This is a genomic window from Natrinema sp. CGMCC1.2065 (assembly GCF_051225675.1).
In the GTDB taxonomy this organism is placed as follows: domain Archaea; phylum Halobacteriota; class Halobacteria; order Halobacteriales; family Natrialbaceae; genus Natrinema; species Natrinema thermotolerans.
In genome coordinates this window covers 21,322-41,104 of sequence record NZ_JBPJSJ010000015.1, presented here as the reverse complement: position 1 = coordinate 41,104, position 19,783 = coordinate 21,322, and the positions used below count along the sequence as shown (strand labels likewise).

At 65.6% G+C, this 19,783-nt stretch carries 20 protein-coding genes, 1 tRNA gene and 1 pseudogene; 6 read left to right on the top strand and 16 right to left on the bottom strand.

Annotated features, from left to right (window positions below; all coding sequences use genetic code 11):
- Positions 1-100 precede the first annotated feature (100 nt).
- Together ACSBP4_RS14900 and ACSBP4_RS14895 are read left to right on the top strand one after the other, a co-directional pair.
- The gene (locus ACSBP4_RS14900) at positions 101-529 is read left to right on the top strand and encodes a universal stress protein (protein WP_435552655.1); all 429 of its coding nucleotides are present in this window, start codon (positions 101-103) and stop codon (positions 527-529) included.
- Positions 530-695: 166 nt separating this feature from the next.
- The gene (locus ACSBP4_RS14895) at positions 696-1,769 is read left to right on the top strand and encodes a CNNM domain-containing protein (RefSeq protein ID WP_006650736.1); all 1,074 of its coding nucleotides are present in this window, start codon (positions 696-698) and stop codon (positions 1,767-1,769) included.
- Positions 1,770-1,887: 118 nt separating this feature from the next.
- On the opposite strand, the gene ACSBP4_RS14890 is transcribed toward ACSBP4_RS14895, so the two are convergent.
- Positions 1,888-1,962 (bottom strand) — tRNA-Glu (locus tag ACSBP4_RS14890).
- A gap of 120 nt (positions 1,963-2,082) precedes the next feature.
- Positions 2,083-3,309: a helix-turn-helix transcriptional regulator gene (locus tag ACSBP4_RS14885; protein ID WP_435552654.1), complete on the bottom strand. Its 1,227-nt coding sequence runs from the start codon at positions 3,307-3,309 to the stop codon at positions 2,083-2,085.
- 158 nt (positions 3,310-3,467) lie between these two features.
- On the opposite strand from ACSBP4_RS14885, the gene ACSBP4_RS14880 reads away from it, so the two are divergent.
- Complete coding sequence (locus ACSBP4_RS14880; RefSeq protein WP_049966690.1) at positions 3,468-4,046, top strand: MBL fold metallo-hydrolase; 579 nt, start codon at positions 3,468-3,470, stop codon at positions 4,044-4,046.
- Positions 4,047-4,067: 21 nt separating this feature from the next.
- Here the strand turns inward: ACSBP4_RS14880 and ACSBP4_RS14875 are convergent.
- Positions 4,068-4,592 (bottom strand): annotated as a pseudogene (locus ACSBP4_RS14875) (ATPase); the annotation flags it as partial.
- A gap of 273 nt (positions 4,593-4,865) precedes the next feature.
- On the opposite strand from ACSBP4_RS14875, the gene ACSBP4_RS14870 reads away from it, so the two are divergent.
- Positions 4,866-4,991, top strand: a complete 126-nt coding sequence (locus ACSBP4_RS14870; protein ID WP_435552653.1) for a hypothetical protein — start codon at positions 4,866-4,868, stop codon at positions 4,989-4,991.
- Positions 4,992-5,419: 428 nt separating this feature from the next.
- On the opposite strand, the gene ACSBP4_RS14865 is transcribed toward ACSBP4_RS14870, so the two are convergent.
- The 3 genes from ACSBP4_RS14865 to ACSBP4_RS14855 form a co-directional block, all read right to left on the bottom strand.
- A complete protein-coding gene (locus ACSBP4_RS14865; RefSeq protein ID WP_435552652.1) occupies positions 5,420-6,418 on the bottom strand; it encodes an ornithine cyclodeaminase family protein in 999 nt (332 codons plus the stop codon).
- Between the two features lie 53 nt (positions 6,419-6,471).
- Positions 6,472-6,687: a hypothetical protein gene (locus tag ACSBP4_RS14860; protein ID WP_049966852.1), complete on the bottom strand. Its 216-nt coding sequence runs from the start codon at positions 6,685-6,687 to the stop codon at positions 6,472-6,474.
- A 296-nt stretch (positions 6,688-6,983) separates the two neighbouring features.
- Positions 6,984-7,409 carry a DUF3054 domain-containing protein gene (locus ACSBP4_RS14855; protein WP_006651250.1) on the bottom strand — a complete coding sequence of 142 codons (426 nt, stop codon included), beginning with the start codon at positions 7,407-7,409 and terminating at the stop codon, positions 6,984-6,986.
- 348 nt (positions 7,410-7,757) lie between these two features.
- Between ACSBP4_RS14855 and ACSBP4_RS14850 the strand changes: the two genes are divergently transcribed.
- Positions 7,758-8,438: a J domain-containing protein gene (locus ACSBP4_RS14850; protein ID WP_435552651.1), complete on the top strand. Its 681-nt coding sequence runs from the start codon at positions 7,758-7,760 to the stop codon at positions 8,436-8,438.
- Here the strand turns inward: ACSBP4_RS14850 and ACSBP4_RS14845 are convergent.
- The 9 genes from ACSBP4_RS14845 to ACSBP4_RS14805 all read right to left on the bottom strand — a co-directional run bounded on the left by ACSBP4_RS14845 (position 8,411) and on the right by ACSBP4_RS14805 (position 16,650).
- A complete protein-coding gene (locus tag ACSBP4_RS14845) occupies positions 8,411-9,049 on the bottom strand; it encodes a toll/interleukin-1 receptor domain-containing protein (protein ID WP_435552650.1) in 639 nt (212 codons plus the stop codon). The two genes, ACSBP4_RS14850 and ACSBP4_RS14845, sit on opposite strands and share 28 nt — an antisense overlap.
- Positions 9,050-9,107: 58 nt before the next feature.
- Positions 9,108-9,548, bottom strand: coding sequence for a hypothetical protein (locus ACSBP4_RS14840; RefSeq protein ID WP_435552649.1), 441 nt, complete (start codon positions 9,546-9,548; stop codon positions 9,108-9,110).
- A 129-nt stretch (positions 9,549-9,677) separates the two neighbouring features.
- The gene (gene tpiA, locus ACSBP4_RS14835) at positions 9,678-10,322 is read right to left on the bottom strand and encodes a triose-phosphate isomerase (RefSeq protein ID WP_373632641.1); all 645 of its coding nucleotides are present in this window, start codon (positions 10,320-10,322) and stop codon (positions 9,678-9,680) included.
- A gap of 78 nt (positions 10,323-10,400) precedes the next feature.
- Complete coding sequence (locus tag ACSBP4_RS14830; RefSeq protein WP_435552648.1) at positions 10,401-10,943, bottom strand: multiprotein bridging factor aMBF1; 543 nt, start codon at positions 10,941-10,943, stop codon at positions 10,401-10,403.
- A gap of 84 nt (positions 10,944-11,027) precedes the next feature.
- Positions 11,028-11,642, bottom strand: coding sequence for a CDP-alcohol phosphatidyltransferase family protein (locus tag ACSBP4_RS14825; protein WP_006180493.1), 615 nt, complete (start codon positions 11,640-11,642; stop codon positions 11,028-11,030).
- Positions 11,639-12,211: an adenylate kinase family protein gene (locus tag ACSBP4_RS14820; RefSeq protein ID WP_435552647.1), complete on the bottom strand. Its 573-nt coding sequence runs from the start codon at positions 12,209-12,211 to the stop codon at positions 11,639-11,641. The genes ACSBP4_RS14825 and ACSBP4_RS14820 overlap by 4 nt, the downstream gene beginning before the upstream one ends.
- On the bottom strand, positions 12,208-13,353 hold the full coding sequence (hisC, locus tag ACSBP4_RS14815) for a histidinol-phosphate transaminase (protein ID WP_435552646.1): 1,146 nt from the start codon (positions 13,351-13,353) through the stop codon (positions 12,208-12,210). The genes ACSBP4_RS14820 and hisC overlap by 4 nt, the downstream gene beginning before the upstream one ends.
- A gap of 108 nt (positions 13,354-13,461) precedes the next feature.
- The gene (locus ACSBP4_RS14810; protein WP_435552645.1) at positions 13,462-13,830 is read right to left on the bottom strand and encodes a rhodanese-like domain-containing protein; all 369 of its coding nucleotides are present in this window, start codon (positions 13,828-13,830) and stop codon (positions 13,462-13,464) included.
- A 63-nt stretch (positions 13,831-13,893) separates the two neighbouring features.
- Entirely contained in the window at positions 13,894-16,650 is a 2,757-nt protein-coding gene (locus tag ACSBP4_RS14805) for an ATP-dependent DNA ligase (protein WP_435552644.1), read from the bottom strand.
- A 132-nt stretch (positions 16,651-16,782) separates the two neighbouring features.
- On the opposite strand from ACSBP4_RS14805, the gene ACSBP4_RS14800 reads away from it, so the two are divergent.
- Entirely contained in the window at positions 16,783-18,336 is a 1,554-nt protein-coding gene (locus ACSBP4_RS14800) for a hypothetical protein (protein WP_435552643.1), read from the top strand.
- 34 nt (positions 18,337-18,370) lie between these two features.
- Here the strand turns inward: ACSBP4_RS14800 and ACSBP4_RS14795 are convergent, their stop codons facing one another.
- Positions 18,371-19,768: an FAD-binding oxidoreductase gene (locus ACSBP4_RS14795; protein WP_435552642.1), complete on the bottom strand. Its 1,398-nt coding sequence runs from the start codon at positions 19,766-19,768 to the stop codon at positions 18,371-18,373.
- Positions 19,769-19,783: the final 15 nt, after the last annotated feature.

Below are 19,783 nucleotides of genomic sequence, written 5' to 3'. Positions count from 1 at the left end.
CAGTCGGCGAGTCCGGCCGACGGGTCGCTGTCGCCGGCCGATCGGCCGGCGGTTCGAACACGGTGCCGGTATTATACCGACGGTCGTCGTAGCGGCCGGTATGAGTGACCGACTCCTCGTTCCCTACGACGGGTCAGCGCCGGCGAAAGACGCACTCGAGTACGCGCTCGAGAAGTTCCCGGATGCGGACGTCACCGCCCTGTACGTCGTTCCGGTTCCGGACGGGTACTGGACGGCGTTTCAGGACCCCGAGGATCGGGTTCCGGCCGTCGAACGCGGCCGCGATGACGGGCGCGATATCCTCGACGAAGCAGTCGATATCGCCGCAGACCACGGCCACGATATCGATACCGAAATCGCGACGGGGAAACCCGACCAGGAGATCGTCGAGCTGGCGACGGTGGACGACTACGAGACGGTCGTTATCGGAAGCCACGGCCGCGAGCGAATGTCGCGTATCATGCTCGGCAGCGTCGCGGAAAAGGTGGTCCGCCGATCACCGGTGCCAGTCATCGTCGTTCGCGACTGAATCGGTCGACAGCTCTCCTCGGGACCGACGCCCGTCGGTCGAACGAGGACGGCCGGCCACCGATCGAAGTGACAGTGTACTGGCAGTGCCGCCGGTAGATACCGACGTTCCAGCCTGCCGGAAAGTAGAAGTGTTTTTATATGAACTCTCGACGAATCGTCAGTTCATGGAGCCGATCGAAATCGGCGGACGGTTGATCGCTGGCATCGCCCTCATTCTGGCGAACGCCTTCTTCGTCGCGATCGAGTTCGCGCTCACTCGTGTCCGACAGTACCCCGAGTCGGAGTTCGACGAACCGGGGCTGCGGCGTGCGTGGGAAATGACCAACGAACTCGAGATCTACCTGACCAGCTGTCAGGTGGGCATCAGCGGGACGAGCATCGCCGTCGGTATCGTCGCCGAACCGGCCCTCGCGACGATCATCCGTCCCGTCTTCGAGAACACCGCACTCGCCTCCGCAGGCGCGGGTGCCGTCCTCGCGTTCGTCATCATCAATCTCCTTCATCTCACTCACGGCGAGCAGACGCCGACCTATCTCGGCGTCGAGCGAACGAAGTTCGTCGCGAGGTATGGGGCCACCCCGCTGTACTGGTTCGCAAAACTCCTCTCGCCCGTGATCTGGTTCGGAGACGCCGTCGCGAAGTGGACGCTACACCGGTTCGGGATCGAGATGACCGGTGCGTGGCTCGAGACCGAGACGGAGATCATCGAAACGCGTGCCGAACTCCGGAACCGACTCGCGTCGGTCCTCGAGCGGGGCGACGTCCCCGACGACCGACGCGAGGAGATCATCAACGCCCTGACGGTCGGCGATCGGCCGGTCGAGGACGAGATGACGTCCGTCGAGGACGTCACGTTCCTCTCGACGACGGCCTCCACTGCGGAGAACGTCGATCGGATCGGCTCGAGTCCCCACACCCGGTTTCCACTGATCGAGGAGAGTCCGGAGTCGTTCGTCGGGATCGTCTACGCCCCGACGGTCGTCGACCGAATCGACGACCTGCGAAACGGTGACGTGTCCTTCGCCGACATCGCGACGCCGCCGATGACACTGCCCGCCGATATGCACGTCAGCGACGCGATCGACGAACTACAGGCAGCACAGCAGGAACTCGCGCTCGTCGAGGCCGACGGGACCGTCGTCGGACTCCTGACGGCGACCGACGCCCTCGAGGCGCTGGTCGGTGACTTCGAGGACCCGCTCGTCGTGAACGACGGCTTGCTACAGGGACGATCGTAGTTCCGACAGCGTTCGCTTTGGCTGTCATCGACTCGTCTCCCGTCGCAGTCGCGTCGGTAACGGGATCAAAACTGGAGTCCGCCTCCAAATATCACTGGTCGATTCGGAGTGAGAGAAATGCTCCGACAGGGATTCGAACCCTGGTCATTGCCGTGAGAGGGCAATATGATTGGCCGGACTACACCATCGGAGCGCGCTGCGTCGTGTCCCGACGCGTCGCGAGTGCATTCCATCGTAGCGCCGTCTGACGTTTAAGCATTCCGTTTCGTCCCGGGGGTGTTGAACGCTCTCACGCAGGTATTTGTCGATCGAGCTACTCTTCGAACGGCGACTTGGTCGCCTCGGGTTCGAACCCCTCGAGGCTGATGATGTTCTCGCGGCCGACGCGGAGTTTGCTGATCGTGCCTTCCTCTTCCATGTCGGAGAGCAGCATGCTCACTTTGGACTTCGACCAGCCGGTGTCCTCGACGATGTTGACCTGTTTCATTCGGCCGCCGTTCTCGCGGATGAGTTTGACGACGCGGTCCTCGTCGGTCAGTAACTCCTCGTTGGGGATCGACTCGGAGTCGTCCGCGGCGTCGGTGGCCGGATCAGCGGTCGAGCCGGCACCGGCGGCCGCCCCTCCGGCAGGAGGCGTCGGTTCGTCGTCGTCAGACGCCGATTTTCCGCCGCTGATCGGGCCGTATCGTCGGTACCAGACGGCGGCCACGACGCCGACGACGAGCAGCAGGACACCGACGAGGATCGGAACGAGGTTCCCGCCGAGCAGCCCCGCGTTGCCGTCGCCGATGGCGGCCGAATCGGGACGGTCGAACACGACCCGCGGCCGGCCGTCGATGAACTCCCGTTTGCCGCTCCAGCGAACCGACTCCGCGTCCGTGAGCGAGCCGCCGGCGTACTGGGCGTCATCGGGTTCGATCGACCGGAAGGTCAGATCGCCGGCGGCTTCGATGACGATCGCCTGATCCGCGGAGAGCGGAACCCCGTCGAAGACGTCCCCGACGACGATCCGGTCGTCCTGAACGTCGGCGAAGTTCGTCCACGTAAACGACATCTCGACGACCCCGGTCGGCGTGAACTGGTCTTCGACCCGTACCGATCGCCGGAAGTTCGTCGCTTCCATCTCCCGGCCGGATTCCTGCATGCCAGCCCGGGTCAGTTCGCGTGACTGGTTGGTAAACCGATCGTAGAGGCCCGTTTCGTTCGCCCGGAACTCCTCGGCGAAGGCCTCGAAGTTCTCCCGGGTTCTGGTCGCGTTCTCGTCGTCGGTAAACCGCTGTTCGTAACGGAACGTCCAGGTCGCGCTGCCGTTCTCGTGGACGCGGATCTCGAACGTCGTATTGTCGAACTCCCGCGTCTCCTGTCTGAGCAATCCCCGTGAGTCTTGAGGTGCGATCGCGGCCCCAGTCTGTGGCTCGACCGGCGTCGTCGAGACGGCGTCGCCCGGCCCGCCGGCCGCCAGCGATGCCGTTGTGCCGACGGCGAGGACGGACGAGAGAACGAGAAGGACGACGAGTCCGACGGATCCCGGCCGATTCATTCGTCTTCCACTACGTGCCGGAGCTAAAAATGCTTGTGAATATCGCTACCGAACCGATGGGGTCGACAGTTCGGTCGGTACGCTCGGCGTACCTGTCGTGTCGGACGCCACGGCTGCGTGTCGATACCCACAAACCGATCGGCCGCGTACCGCTGGCTATGATTGCCAATCTCGCGCAGGGCGTCCAGGTGTTTACCAGCAACGTCTTCCTCGTCGACGGCGACCGACCCGTCGTCATCGATACCGGTGCGAACTTCGACGTCGTCGCGGCCGCTCGTAACCACGTCGACGACCTCGAGGCGGTGATCCTCACTCACACTCACCGCGACCACGTCGGGAACCTCGCGGCGGTCAAAGACGCCTTCGGCGTCGACGCATGGGGTTTCGACCCGTCGATCGACGGCGTCGATCACGCCATCGCCGACGAGGAGACGGTCCGGTTGGGCGACCACGAGTACGTCGCACTGCATACGCCCGGCCACAAGAACGACCACCTCTGTTTCTACTCGGAATCGGCCGGCGTCCTCTTCGCCGGCGACCTGATCTTCCAGAACGGGAGCTTCGGCCGCACCGACCTCGAGGAGGGCGACCGTGGGACGCTGGTCGAGAGCATCGATCGGGTCCGCGAGCGGATCGATCCCGACCTTGCAGAGATGCACACCGGCCACGGCCCGAGCGTGACGACGGATCCGTACGATCACGTCGAACTCTCGGGGCGGATGGCCCGACAGTCCTGACCTGCGGGCGTTTTTTGCGAGCTACGCCCGCCCGGCGGCGTCCAGCAGTGCGTCGTACGCGTCCGCATACGCGCGAGCGATCCGTGCGGAATCGTCCCGTTCGTCGCCCCCGAGCGCCGGCAGTCGAACCCGCTCGAGGGGATCGAGATACTCGAGAACGTCGGGGACGCGTTTCTCGACGGCACCGTCCCTGGGACTGGAACTGGCGACCTCGCAGGCGCGACAGTAGCGTTCACCCGGATAGATCCGGGCACGGCCCGGCTCGACGGCCGCGACGGCCGCGATCGACGCCGGCTCGAGGGAGTCGAGCGGGAGCGCGATGTCGCTGTAGGACTCGACGACGGCCACCTCCGTGGCCTCGATCTCGGCGGCCAGTCGCTCGAAGGCGGGGACGTACTCGCGCTCGGCGAGGGCGTTGAACTCGTCGACGGTCTCGACGGGGACGGCGTCGGAAAGCGGGAGCGCCTCGGCGACCCGGTCCGGAACGTCGGCGGTGGCGTTGCGAACGAACAGCGGGTCGTCGGGGTCCCGGCCGATTCGGTCGATCTCCCCCAGCGCTACCGGCTCGAGGCCGGCCGCTGTTCGGAGTGCGGTGCGCTGTCGTTCCCGCCGGAGGGCGCGTGTGACGACTGCGGGGCGCTCGCCGAGTACGACCCCATCGAACTTGCTGGCGAGGGGACCATCGAGGCCGTTACGACCATCTCCCAGGGCGGCGCACCGCCGGAGTTCGCCGAACAGCAGGCCCAGTCGGGCGACTACGCGGCCGCGATCGTCGCGCTCGAGACCGATGGCGGCGACGAAACCGTCAGTGCCCCGGCGATGGGTACCGACGCTGACCCCGACGCGTTCGGAGTCGGTGATCGCATCGAGACGACGATCCGCCGGGTCTACACGCAGGAGGGCGTCACTCGCTACGGGTTCAAAGTGCGACCGGCCGAGCAGTAACCGGCTCGAGTCGCCCGTCGGCTCGAAAACAGTTATTTATCTGAATTGCAGGCGCTAAAACCCCGTCTTTCAGGGCGGGGATACAGCGCCGTCATCGTCTGTCTTTCGTGTGAATCGGCAGTTTCACAGTCCCACGCGGTGTATTGTGGACTGTGCGCGGGAAACTGGCAGTTGACTCGGTGTTTGCCACGACGAGAGCCGAAATCAAACAAGTGAGCCGACCGCGCCGACCGACACAAAACAAGATACCTCCAAGCCGTCAACACGGTAGGAGTAACGGCTTCGTGGCAGAGCCAGCGCCGTCGGTCGCAAACCTTAGATTCCCAACCTTCCGAATTGACGGGAACCGCCACTTGTGCGGTTCGGGAAGCCCCGCCCTTTAGCGTGGGGAGGATGTCACACTCCAGTCCCCCGCGTCCCTCGAGTCCCTAGTTCCCCGTCAGCGCCTCGCTCGCCGGGGCGAACTCGATCGTCTGTCCGAGTCCCCGTTCGCTGGCGCGCTCGTAGAGGAGATACGCCGCGGCGACCGTCTCGATGCCCGTCCCGCCGCTGTCGAAGACCGTGATCTCGTCGTCGCTCGTCCGGCCCGGTGCGTTGCCGGCGACGACCTCGCCCAGTTCGGCGTGGACGTGGTCCTCGGTGATCGCGCCCGCCTCGAGAGCCTGCATGAACGAGCCGGCGTCGAACGTCGCCCGCTCACGGAGGTCCGGAACGTAGGTCGCGTTCGCGATCGTGTCCGTGTCCAGTTCGCGTGCGTCCGCCGAGTACTGGCCCATCGCGGTGATGTGGGTCCCGGGTGCGATATCGTCGCCGTCGACGACCGGCTCGCTGGCTTGCGTCGCCGTGATCACGACGTCCGCATCGGCGACGGCGGCCGTACTCGAGTCGACCGCGTGGACGTCGGCCGCGAGCGTGTCGTCGAAGTCGGCGGCAAACGCCTCGCGGTTCTCGGGAGTCGGCGAGTAGACCCGCACCTCGGTGAAGTCACGGACCGTGGCGGTCGCATGGAGCTGGCCGCGGGCCTGAGCGCCGCTCCCGATTATCGCGAGGGTGTCGGCGTCGTCGCGGGCGAGTTCGTCGACGCCGACGGCACCGGCCGCGCCGGTCTTGAACGGGTTCATGCTCGCGCCGTCGAGCAGGGCCAGCGGCGCGCCGCTGTCGGCGTCGAAAAGCGGCGTCATGAACCAGCCGTCGCCGGCACCGAACCCTGCGCTGTACATGTAGCCACCCATCGCGCCCGTCTCCGGGAGGATGGCGGCGTAGCTCGTGAACATCCCGGCGGGATCCGCACGGAGGAACTTCGACCGTGGGTGGGCCGGTGCGCCCTCGCCGCGCTGTCGATACCCCTCACGAACGGCGTCGACGTATTCGGCCGGCGTTGCGAGGTCATCGACGGCGTCGCTGGTCAGAAACAGCGTCTCAGTCATAGACGATCGAACGCGGCGGAGATGGGAAAAGGAACCGAAAGCGGAAGAACGGATCAGTCCGCGTTGATCGGCGGACGCGCCGACCGGGTCTCGTCGGCGGTGTCAGCTGGCGTATTGACGAACATTGCGTGGCCGATGATCCCCATCGCGACGACTGCCCCGAGCGGCACTGCCGCGGTCAGCGACACCCCCACGAACGTCAGGGCCGCGGTGATACCGAGCAGTGCGACTGGGATGAGGCCGAGAACAATGTCGTAATATCCAGTCATAATCTATCCTATAGTATGAGGAATAGCCATATAAGTGTTTCCCATAATTAGCCCATGGTGGATGAGTTTCTGATTTGCATTATCGGGAGTGAATCTGCATAAGTTATATCGAAGGAACGGAACGGACGAGGGATCGGATCACCGCTCGCTCGAGAGACGTGACGGACAGACACAGTCTCTGATCGATTACGTTCTCGAGAGACAGGCCGTCAGAAACGCGGTCCCGAATAACGTATCGAATTTCGGATGACTATACTCTCGAACCGATATCGATCGCGAACCGGCGCGTCGACAATTTACCTCGTCGCTGATAGATAGAGGGTATAGACCAGTCGCCAACCGAGCAACACGGCCAGCCCGGTCGCGGTGATAACGACCGGAAACGGCCACGTCGTCCCGCCATCGAACAGCGGCGAGCCACGGAGCATGAGCCCGACGTTCGCCGCCGCGATCCACGCGACGGCCGGCAGTCGGAACTCGCGGCTCGCTCCCGCCCGTTCGGTCGCGTAGACCCCCGCCAGCGCCGCGACGGCGAGCCAGCCGACCACGAACGGCGTCACCGTCTCGAGCGAGGCGATCGGTTCGGCGATCGGATTGCCGCTGTGACTGATGCGGCCGAGGAGGACGATCCCGACGATACAGAGGACGTCGACGATTCCGGCGACGAGGCGGTCGCGGTCGGCCGCGCCATCGTGCGTATCCGTCCGAACTGCTGTGTCCATACGCGATACTCACGACTGCGAGCCCATTGGTGTCCCGGTTCGATCGTCGAAATACCTGACAGGAGAGGAGGAACTCGGCGGCCGTCGGCCACCGAGTGCCGTCCAACGGACAGCGCGTCTCCGTGCGAGGGGACCCTCGCACGTCCGGTCCATAGCCGGCCGACTACTTCGTTATCCGTTCCGTTCGGACCGGTCGGCTGTCCGCCCGGTCTCGTTTCACCACGTAGTCGGAGCCTACACACCGGCCCCGACCGACGATCGGGGCCTCCCTCCGGGCGAACCGAGCCGTCCGAACCCGTGACTGTCAGCAGAAGAACTAATATGGGACGAACCCGAACCGCCCGGGTAATGGCAGTGGTCGGTGAACGACAGGCCGGCTGCGACGGATGTGGCCGGACGGTCGCGCTCGAGGATCTCACGACAGTGACGATGCCGGACGGCGAACGGGTGGCGTGCTGTCCGGAGTGTGAGCCACACGCCAGGGCAGCCGCCCGAAAGGGCGCGTCGCTCGATCAGCGGCGGGCCGCCTGTGACGGGTGTACCGGCACGTTCCTCGCGACCGAACTCGAGGACGTCGTGCTGTCGGACGGCACCGTGTTGACCTGCTGTCCGTCGTGTGCGGCCGAGGCCCCCGGTCCCGATGCTGGGGCCGAAGGAGATGGCCCGGCGACCGACGGGAACGCCGACGCGACCGATACCGGCGACACCGACGAGCGAACCCGATGCACACAGTGCCGGGAGTGGGTCGACGAGGAGCGGTTTCGCGTGACCACGATCGACGAGCGGACCGAACGGCTGTGTTCGGACTGCAAAGCCGATGCCGAGGAGCGCGGCATCGTCGCCGACGTCGCCATGCGAAAGACCGAGGCCCGCGACGTACTGGGCCTCGAGCGGGCCGTCAGCGACGAGCGGCTGCGGGAGGCGTTTCACGAGCAGGTCAAACGCGCCCACCCCGACCGCAAGAGCGGCAGTGAATCGGCGTTCAAACTCGTTCGGGACGCCTACGACCGGCTTCGGGACGAGGGCTGAGACGCCGGCACGTTCTCACGACCCATGAAGCCGATCGTCGCCGGCTCGAAGTAGTACGTGATCCCACAGTCCGCACACGAGGCCGTCAGGAACTTGCCGTGTGCATGGAGCTTCCAGAGCTTGGACTGATCGTGTTCGAGTTCGAGCGTGACCGGCCCCCTGCAGTCGGGGATCGTACACGGGAACCGGATATACCAGTTCGGAACCGACAGCGCGCCCAGCGGCGCGAGTTCGCTTCGGAGCTGACACAGCAGGTTGAAGATCGTCGCGGAGAGATCACCGCGATCGATCGTCACGCCGTCGACATCGCTGACGAACCCTCGCCGGTCGATCCCCTCGTCGAACAGCGGCAGTACGGGAATTCCCTTGGCCACCGCGTAGCCGATTTCCTGATTGATCCACTCGTCGTCGGCCGCCGCCTCGGTCAGTACCGCGACGACGAGGTCGCTGTTGGCGAGTCGTCCCTCGAGTCGCGTTCGCGAGCGGCCGGACTCGACTTCCTCGTGTGCAATGTGGACGCCGAAGGGGAAGTTCTTGACCGTCGAGAACAGGTCCTGCACGAGGTCGAGATCGTCGGGCGCGTGGGAGACGTACACCTGCTCTCCGGTCATGGAATCGTCTACGACAAGGACTGACGCGAACCATTATTAATCTATCTCCGGGACGTATTTAATCGGTGTCACGTCCGCTCGGTCGGTCCCGGACCGTCCCGAGGACCAACCCCGAGAACTCCACCTGCGAGAAGTCGGTCCCGAGCCGGTCGAACCACTCGCGCTCGACGTGCCAGCGCCCCCGAACCGCCCCGTCGGTCGCGAACGAGGTCACCTCGAGCCGCCCCGGCGTCCACGACCGCTCCTCGCCGATCGACAGCAGCGTCCGCAGGACGGCCCCGACCTCGTCGCGCGTGACCGCGGGCGCGTCGGAAACGGCCTCGTACTCGAGGGAGATCCCGGCGCCGTCGGCGGGTGTCGTTGCCTCGCCCTCGCTGTCCAGCCACTCGAACGACGTCACGTAGTAGCCGTGACTCATCAGTCGATTCTCGAGTGCGACCGAGACCGGATGCGTCGCCGTCTCCGTCCCGCCGTCGGACGCGGAGTTGTTGTCACTCATACACACACCTTCGAGCGACAGGGAGAAAAGTGGGACGGCGGGCGCGTTATACGGACTGCTGTAAGTCATTTCCGGCGCGACCGCGGGACGAGTCGCGGTCACGCCGGCAAATCGGTACAGCAGACCGTATTACAGCGGGGCGACGAGATCCTCGAGGGCAGCCTTCGGGTCGTCGGCTTTCGCGACGCCGCTTGCCAGCAGGACCCCGCCGGCACCGAGATCGCCCGCGGCGACGACGTCGTCGCCCGTACTGATGCCGGCTCCACAGAGGACCGAGACGTCGGGATCGACGTCGGCCGCGGCCGCGACCGCGTCCTCGACGACGTCCGGGTCGGCCTGACTGACCGGCGTTCCCGTTCCGATGAGTTCGGGGGGCTCGACGGCGACGGCGTCGGGGCCGAGCGCCGCCGCGGCACCGATCTGGGCCGGATTGTTCGCACAGACGATCGTCTCGAGGTCGGCCCGCTGGGCCGCACGGACCGTCCCGTCGATGTCGGCCAGTTTCAGTCGCCGCTCGGAGTGGTTGACCAGGGTCCCGACCGCGCCCGCGTCGGCGACGTGTTCCGCGAGGGCGTGGCCGGTGTTGCTCCCGTGATCGATCGGATCGACGTGCTGGGCCCACGTCTCGGCTCCGGTCTCGGCGACCCGTTCGATGTGGGTCGCCGCGGGTGCGACCGCCAGGCGTGCGTCGGTCGTTTCGTCGACGTCGCGGACGGCTTCCGCAACCGCGACCGGATCACACGGATACGTCTTCAGGTTGACGAGGACGAACATATCCGCAACCCCACCCGCACGAAAGAAATAGCTTGCGAGTCGGCGGTACGGGAACCGAGGGCGGACCGGACATCGCCGTTAGTCCTTGCGCTTGACGACGTCGCCGAGCGTGTAACTGCCGGTCGAGGAGCCGCCGGACCACTCCGAGTCCTCGCCGGACGCCCCTTCGGCGTTCAGGTTGATCTCGAGGAAGCTCTCGAGTTCGGACTGCACTCGGTCGCTCGGGAGGGTATCGCCGCGTTCGATCTTGCGGATCAGGCTCGCCTTCTCGTTGAGTTCGTTCGCGAGTTCGGACTGGCTGAGACCCTTGCTCTCGCGGGCGTTGCGAACCCGGTCGTCGTAGTCGGTCGCCAGCTCGTCCATGTCGTCGAACATGTCCGAGCGGCGCTGGCTCGAGCCACCCGAACTCGATGAACTCGTGGAGCCGGACGACTGGCCGCTCCCGCTCGAGGACGACGAACTCGAGCCGGTCGAGTACTTCGTCGACGAACTCGAACTCGAGGGCTGTTTGACCTCGGTGCCGAAGTCCGTACAGTCGGAACACACGTCTAGCTTCGCGCCCTCGACTTTGATCGTCTTCGGGGACGACGTCTCGGCCCCACACATCTCACACTGAACCATGTCCGTTCCTATATCGTGATCAGGGATAAAGCATGCGGCGCGCTCCCGCCCGTCAAAAAGGGCGGAAGCGGGCCACAGCGGCGCTCACTCGAGGGCTTGCCAGGAGTAATAGAAGCGCTGGAGTGCGGTCAGGTGGCCGACGACCGCGAGGAAGACCAACAGGAGCCCAACGAGCGTGAACCCGCCGACGATCGGCCCCGTGATCGGATAGGCCAGAAAGCCGACGATCCCGATGATCGCCAGCCGATCGGCGCGCCCGACGAGCCCGCCGTAGACCCGATCGAGGCCGACGGCCTGTGCCTGCGTGCCGAGATACGAGGTCATCACGACGCCGGTCACGGCCGCGAAGCCGAGCAGATAGTCCTCGACGCCCGCGGCCAGCCCCGCGATGACGACGATGTCGGCGTAGCGGTCGAGGACGTGATCCAGCAGGTCGCCGCCGGCCGACGCAACCTCCTGTTCGCGCGCGAGCGCGCCGTCGACGATGTCGAGCCAGCCATTGAGAAAGACCAGCGCGGCCGCCACGGCGTACCAGACCGGGTCCTCGAGCCCGCCCAGTGCGAACGCGACCGCGGCGAGGATCGCCATCCCGAAGGCGACGACGCTCACGCCGTTTGGCGTCATGCCGACGCGGTCGAACCCCTTGACGAAGGGGTCGAGAAACCGCGAGACGTACGGCCGGAACTTGTCGAGCGTCATGTCAGATACCCCATAAAGTCGACCTCGCCGGCGCTTGGCTCGCGCTCGCCCGCGACGACCGCCTCGAGTGCTGCCGCGACCGCTTCGGGGTCGCGATCGGTCGTGTCGACCTCGTAGACCGACTCGAGGCCGTGTTCCTCGACCGCCTCGGAGAGGATCACGTCCAGCGCCTCGCTCTCGGCGTTCTCCTCGGCCTTCGCGGCGGTCTCGCCGCGCTCGAGCAGGCGCTTCTCGAGCGTCTCGGGGTGACACCGCAGGACGACCACACGGTCGGCGTCGAAGTGATGGGCGAGGTGGGACTCGACGACGGCGTCGTCCCGGCCGGCGAGCCACTCGGAGAGGGCCTCGATATCGGCGACCTTGCTCTCGCGGTCGGCGTCGACCTCGGTGTAGAGGCCCTCTTCTTCGAGGACGCGGTTGAGGTGGATCACCTCGAGATCGGGAGCCGATTCGCCGTCGGCGTCCGTCGCCGCGTTCGGAGCGGCCTCCTCGTCGGCCAGCCGCGACGCGAGCAGTTCCGTCGCGGTCGTCTTCCCGGTGCCGGGCGTGCCGGTGACGGCGACTCTCATGTGTCGGCGACCTCCGTGTCCGACTCGTCCGCCGGGGACGATTCGACGTCGAGGTCGGCGAGGACCTCGTTGAGCGTTGCGACGGCCCGTTCCGTTTCGTCCTCGGTTCCGCAGGTGATGCGGACACAGCCCGGCAGCCCGAAACTCGAGCAGTCACGAACGATGACGCCGCGTTCCTGCATCTCGGCGGCGACGGCCGAAGCGTCGCCGACGTCGACGAGGACGAAGTTGCCCTGACTCTCCCAGACGTGGGCGTCGATGGCGTCGCGCATGTACGCGCGGGATTCGCGGGTAGTTTCGACGGTCCGGACGACGTGTTCCTCGTCGTCGATGGCCGCGAGCCCGGCCCGACAGGCGAGTTCGCTCGCCGCGAAGGGCGTGTTCACGCGGGCGTAGGCGTCGGCCCACTCGTCGGGCACGACGGCGTAGCCGAGACGAACGCCGGCCAGCCCGTAGGCCTTCGAGAACGTCCGGAGGACCGCGACGTCGTCGCGGGCCTCGAACTCGTCCCAGCCGTCCAGCAGCGCGATGGCGCTTTCCTCGTCGGCGAACTCGCCGTAGGCCTCGTCGACGGCGATCAGGGTTTCCTCGTCGGTCTCGTCGGCGAGGCGTTCGATCTCCGCGAGGGGCATCGTCGAGCCCGTCGGGTTGTGGGGGCTCGTGACCCAGATCACGCGCTCGCCGTCGTAAGCCTCGAGGACAGTGTCGGCGTCCTGCGTGAAGTCGTCGGCTTTCGAGAGAGCGTACTCACGGACGCCGCCGTGGTGAAATCGGGCACTCATCCCGTAGTAGGCGAAGCCGGGCGTGGGAACGAGGACGTCATCGGCCGGTTCCAGCGCCGTCCGGTGGAGGTAATCTATCGCCCCGTCGCCGCCGTTTGCCAGCCAGACCTGGTCGTCGGTGACGTTCCAGCGGCCGGCGACGGCGGTCGTGAGATCGGCGTGGGCGGCTTTGGGGTAGGAACTCACGCTCGAGGCCGTCTCCCGGATGGCGACGGCGGCGGCCGGCGAGGGGCCGTGGGGGTTCTCGTTCGAGGCGAGTTTGATGAACTCCGAGGGGTCCCGGTCGAGTTCGCGGGCGACCTCCTCGATGCCTCGACCCGCCTCGTAAGCGACGTGATCGGACAGGTCGCGCGGTTGCATACGCGACTCCAGTTTCCCACGGCTCTTAAGGGTGCTTACATGTGGTCGGTCCGTCCGCGCCGACCGACACGCTATTCGACCGCTGTATGCTGGCGGCGACGGGAGCGCCTACCGGAGCTTCCAGAGCAACGACCGCAGTTTGTATCCGATCGAACCGTTCCGATAGCCGGTCCAGCCGCTCATCCCGCCCGCGAGCGTCGCCGCGTCGTACCCCTCGTCCGTCAGCACGGCGGTGGCGCGCTTGGCTACCATTCCCATCTTGCACACCACGACCACGTCCTCGTCGGCCGGGATCTCCTCGAGCCGACTGCGCAACGCGTCGTCGTCACCGCCGCGTAACGCCTCGTAGACGGGGACGTTGTGGCTGTTCTCGATCGCGTTCGACTGAAAGGCCGACCGCGGACGGATGTCGAGTATAAACGGCTGCGCTCCCGACTCGAGTCGCTCGTCCAGCTCGTCCGGGCGAATGCTGCTCATCGGCCGAATATTGTCTTAAGTACACAAAACCGTGGCGCTTCGAGCGACCCGTCGGGCCGCGAGCTACCGCCCGTGAAGCCGCTCGAGTCGCTCGAGCGAGTCAGCGTCGTCGGGGTCCTTGTCAGACCGCACGCCCTGGAACCGCGGGAACCGCAAGGCGTAGCCCGACGAGTAGGTGGGCGAGGACTGGATCTCCTCGTAGCCGACCTCGAAGACGACCGCCGGCTCGAGGTCGACCGCCTGGCCGTCCTCGGCGGCGATGTGGGGCTCGAGCAACTCGGTCAGTTCCTCGAGTTTCTCGTCGGTGATCCCGGTCGCGACTTTGCCGACGGTCTCGAACTCGTCGCCCGCGCGCACGGCGAGTTCGAAGGTCCCGAGGAAGGTCGCCCGTCGCCCCTCGCCCCACTCGGCACCGGTGACGACGCAGTCGATGGTCTCGACGTCCGGCTTGCGCTTGCGCCAGTGTTTCCCGCGTCGGCCCGGCGAGTAGGTCGACTCGGGATCCTTGAGCATGATCCCCTCGTGGCCGGCCTCGAGGGCTGCGGCGTCGATCGACTCGATCTCGTCGGGATCGTCGGTCAGTCGGATCAGGGAGAGGCCCTCGATGTCGGCGTCTGCCGTCCCATCGGTGCCGTCGTCGCCGTCGGAATCGGCGGCCGCGAGTACCGACCGGAGCCGGTCGTGGCGGGTCGTCAGGGGTTCCGCGAGCAGGTCCTCGCCACCGGCGTGCAGGCAGTCGAAAAAGACCGGGCGCACCGAGACGTCCTCGCGGGCCTTCGCGACGTCGTGTTTCCGGCGGAACCGCTTGAGGACTTCCTGGAACGGCAGCGGTGAGCCGTCGTCGTCGACGGCGACGACCTCGCCGTCGAGGATTGCGGGGGCCTCGAGCGTCTCGTCGGCGAACTCGACGACCTCGGGGAGGGCGTCGGTGACCTCCTCCATGTTTCTCGAGAAGACGCTGACCGACTCACCATCGAAATGGAGTTGACAGTTGTGTACCGCGGTGAGCGGAACGCAGTAACTTTCGTCTTCTGCGACCTGTAGATTGTATACCTTTTGGCGCGGGTCTACCTCTCGTGGGTTCTTTCGAGAGAGTTCCGTTTTAGAGAGTATATCGACGACAACGAAGTCGTCCTCGATTCGTGCATACCGGTCGGACTGAGATATCGTCAGTCGATAGTACGTTTTGTCGTTCTTTCTCACTCGTCGAATTCCGAAAATTCGTCCGAACGTCAATCCGATAAGCTGTATTACGGACGCGAGATATCGTTCCTTCGTGGTGATATACCGTCTCTCTTGTGGGTCTTCGTATCCGTCTGCTTCCTCCCAACCCGTGAGAAATGCATCAAACTGGTCCTCCGACAAGTTCCAAAACCAGTCAGGTACTGTTTTGTCTCTCAATCCATCTTGGTCCTTTTTTCTGAAATTTCCGCATAGCCATTTGAATAGTGGACCGTCTGTCCAATATATATCGGTCGCACTACCGTGGTCATAGGTGTGGACGTTCTCAGGAGAGATTCCGAGAGCATCGACGACAATCGACCGGTATTCTTCTAATAAATCCGCATCGGTGTTACTAAACATCAATCCGATTCGGTTGTTGCCGTTGTAGTCGTTCGTAGAGCCGTCGCCGACCCAATAGCCGAGAAACCGGTAGAAAGACGGCGATAGTTCGAACTCCTTCGTGTAATTATCGATGGTACTGAGTTGCAGGCGGTCGGGGGGTGTCGAAGTAGGACGGATGGTAGGGACCGGAAAGGCGAGAGTCTCATTCTCGGAAACATCTTCGATCGGAACCCACTCGGTATCACCTGAATCATAAACCAACATCTCGTGTCCCTCTGTTATTTTAAACTCTGTACCGAAATACGTTGAGAACTCAAACACTTTCTCCTTGCTATCTATGCTTCGTCTATTTTTTGCTACGATCTCCCTGAAGCGACCCTCGTGTGTGAGAACGCTGTCCCCGACTTCGACGTCACGAACGGCGATTTGTCCTCGTTCGCGAGTGTAAATCGGCGTATACCCAGAAATGCAACGAGCGCCGTCGTATTTCCACTCGACCGCCGCCTCGTCCCACTCCTCGAGGGCGTCGGTCACGGTCCCGGCCTGTGCGAGCATCGCCTGGACGGGGCGGCCGACCGCGAGGTCCATGGCGTCGAGCCCCGCGACGCCCTCGTCTCGTGCGATTCGGGCGACCCGTCCGTAGTCGTTCGACACCTGCAGGGCGCGTTCGACGCGGTCCTCGGGGACCTCGAAGGCCGCGGCGATGGCGTCTCGGACCGTTCCCTCGCCGACGCCGATGCGCATCTCCGAGAGGACGAGCCGAGCGAGATATCGGGCTTCCTCGCTCGAGGCGCGGTTGAACAGGCCAAAGAGGAGGTCGACCTTCCGGTCGTGGCTGCCCGATCCCTCGGCGGCGGCCAGTTCGGTGAGAGTATCGGCGACCTCGCGGACGGTGAGATCGTCACCGGTGCCGCCGGCGTCGTCCGTGAACGCACCGAGGCCCTGCTGACCGCCGAACTCGTAGCTGGCCGCCACGTCGCCGATCTCGCCCACGTCGGCGAGTCGCTCCTCGACGTCGTCGCCGCTGACGTTTTGCCCCGCTGCGCGGGCGATCGCCTCGTAACACGCGCTCGGGCCGATATCGAGCGTCGTCGAGTCCCAGGCGGGGAATACCCGCCCCTGGACGAACCGCGCGACGACCTCGATCTCGTCGTCGGCCGCCGCGAGCAGGTCCCTGACGTGGGCGACGATCTCGAGGTCGGCGGGTTCGGCGTCGATCGTCCCGGCACGGTCGGCGAACGTGGCGAACTCCATCGGCGGTGTGTATCGCCGGGGGGAGTAAAACGGTTCTGAGAGCGGACGGAGCGTCGGGACCGGACCGACGCGCGGCAGCGGAGAGGAGCCCGATGGCCGCCTTTAAAGGTGATCGGGTACGCACTCGGTGGTATGTCAGAGGAGGAACTCGCCGCGCGGGTCGCGGACGTCCTGTCGGTCGATGCCGACGACTTCCGCCGGTCGGCCGAAGCGGACGCCGAGGTGATCAAAGAGGGCGTCGAGGAGGGAGTCTTCGACAATCCGCAGGCGATCGTCGGCCTCGAGTACGAGTTTTACGCGGTCAAGGCCGACGATTGCGCCCTACGGCGGGTTCCGCGCCGGCTGCTCGAGTTGATCGGCTTCGAGAAGGAGTTGGGGCTGCACAACGCCGAGATGACGACGAGCCCGCAGCCGCTGAACGCCGACGGGCTGACGGCCCAGGAGGCGGAGGTCAAGGCCCGCCTGCGGACGGCGCTCGACGTGACCCAGTCCGAGCGGATGCGATTGGTCAGCGACGCGCTCTGGACGCTCCCGCCGGAAGGCGAAGACGCGGCGACCTATCTCACCGACAGCGTCGAGCGGACGACGACGGACGACGATGGAACCGAACGCGCGGTCCGGGTCGCGACGAACATGAGCGACTCGGCCCGGTATCACGCGATGGCGAACACGGACCGGGCCGAAGCCGCGGGGATGCGAATCGAAGCGCCCCACGTCTCGCTGCAGGGCGACACCGTCATGCCCGAGAGCCTGATCACGTCGATCCAGCCCCACTACCAGGTACCCCACGCCCCCGACCTGCCCGACTACTTCAACTACGCGCTGCGAGTCGCGGGCCCGCTGCTCGCGCTGGGAGTCAACTCGCCGTTTTTCCCGGCCGATCTCTACGACGACGACGCGAGCCCCGAGGCGATCCTCCGGGACGGCTGGATGGAACACCGTATCAGCGTCTTCGAGACCGTCCTCAACGATCCGACGACGGGCGAGGGGAAGGTCCGGTTCCCGCGCGATCTCGCGTCCGTCGACGAGGCGATCGATCGGATCGCCGCCGACGACACCATGGTCCCGATGCCGGTCGAGCCCGGCGAACGCTTCGACGACCAGTTCCCCCACTTCAGCCGGAAACACGGCACCTACTGGCGGTGGATCCGCCCGGTCTTCGGCGGTCCGACGCGCTCGGCGGCCAACGCCCGCATCGAGTTCCGCCCCATTCCCGCCCAGCCGACGGTCCGCGATTCGGTCGCGTTCCTCGCGGCCTTCGCCGGCCTGATGGAGAGTCTCACCCGACTCGAGCATCCCGTCGTCGAACTCGACTGGCAGCTTGCCCGGGAAAACTTCTACGCCGCGATGGTCGACGGACTCGAGGCCGATCTCACCTGGATCACCAACGACGGGAAGGAAACGTCCGATTCGCTCGCGCTCTACGAGGACCTGCTGGCCCACGCCGAGGACGGGCTGACCAACCGCGGGCTGAGCGAGGAAGACGCCGCCAAGTACCTCTACCCGCTCCGGCGACGCGTCCGACAGGGCGTGACCCCGGCCAGTTGGAAGCGCGAGCAGGTCGAGACCGCGCTCGCGGACGGAGCCGACCTCGAGGCGGCAATCGAGACGATGCAGCAGACGTACGTCGCCCGCCAGTCGGAGACGCTGCTCGAGGGGAGCTTCGCGGACTGGATCGGCGAGTAGCGACTCGAAGCGCGGTGGTCGCGGACGAAAAAGGTTACCGGGCCGGTTCGACGTTCTGGTTCAGCCGGAACAGGTTCTCCGGATCGTACTCGGCCTTGACCTCGGCCAGCCGGTCCCCGTTCCGCCCGTAAGCGAGGTCCTCTTCGCCCGTCGCCTCGCTGATGAAGTTCGCGTAGACGCCGCCGGTCGCGTGCGGTGCCATCGCGTCGAAGAACGCCCGCGACCAGGCGATGCACTCGTCGTCCATGGCGGGATCCTCCCAGCGCGTGTGGACGTTCATCGCGTACTCGGCGTCCCGGTGGGGGTACGCCGTCGCGTCCGACGGGACGCGGGCCATCGCGCCGCCGAGCTGTGCGAAGAAGATCTCGGACAGGGGCGACGGGAGATCGGCTGCGTACTCGACTGCTGTATCGATGGCGTCGTCGGAGAGTTCACTGAAGTTGTGTGACTTCCAGTAGTTCCGGGACCCCTCGGTGAGTAGCGGATCGAACGCCTGCTGAAACGCCGCGTACTGGTGGGGGCCGACGGCGTCCGCGATCGGGTCGCCGTACTCCCGGAGCGGGGCCAAGACCGCCGCTCCCTCCGCCATGTCACCGGCGTAGAACGTCACGACGAGGACGACGCCGACGCCGTGGACGTCTTCGGGGAGGAACGGCAGGGGCGGTGCCTTCCGGAGGACGATCCAGACAGCGGCTTCCTCCGGTGCGTCCTCGTTGAAATCCCGGACGTGCCGGATGACGTCCCGTGCGTCCTCGCCCGCGTAGACGATCGGTCCCGACAGAATCTCGGGACCGACTTCGTGGAGGTCGAACTCGAAGGAGGTGACGACGCCGAAGTTGCCGCCACCGCCCCGAATCCCCCAGAAGAGATCCGCGTTTTCCGTCTCGCTTGCGTGACGCAGTTCGCCGTCGGCAGTGACGATGTCCACGGACCGCAGGTTATCCACCGTCATTCCGTACCTGCGAGTCAGCCAGCCGAAGCCGCCGCCGAGCGTGAGCCCCGCGACGCCGGTCGGCGAATTGATCCCAAACGGTGTCGCCAGCCCGAACGCTTGCGTCTCGTGATCGACGTCCGCGAGGGTCGCCCCCGCCTCGACTCGAGCCGTCCGCTCTGTCGGATCTACGCGAACCGACCGCATCACCGAGAGGTCGAGCATTAGTCCGTCGTCACAGACCGCGTTCCCCGCGATGTTGTGTCCGCCGCCGCGGACCGCGAGTACCACGTCGTGGTCGCGGGCGAAGTTCACCGCCGCCATCACGTCCGATACGCCCATCGCGCGGAGGATGAGCGCTGGCCGCCTGTCGATCATGCCGTTCCAGATCGCTCGAGTCTCGTCGTAGTTCGGATCCCCGGGACGGAGCAACTCGCCGTGAAGCCCCTCGCTGAATCCGTCTATTGCACCGTCGTCTACGGGAGTGGTTGTTACTGCCATTGTCCCTCGGTATCT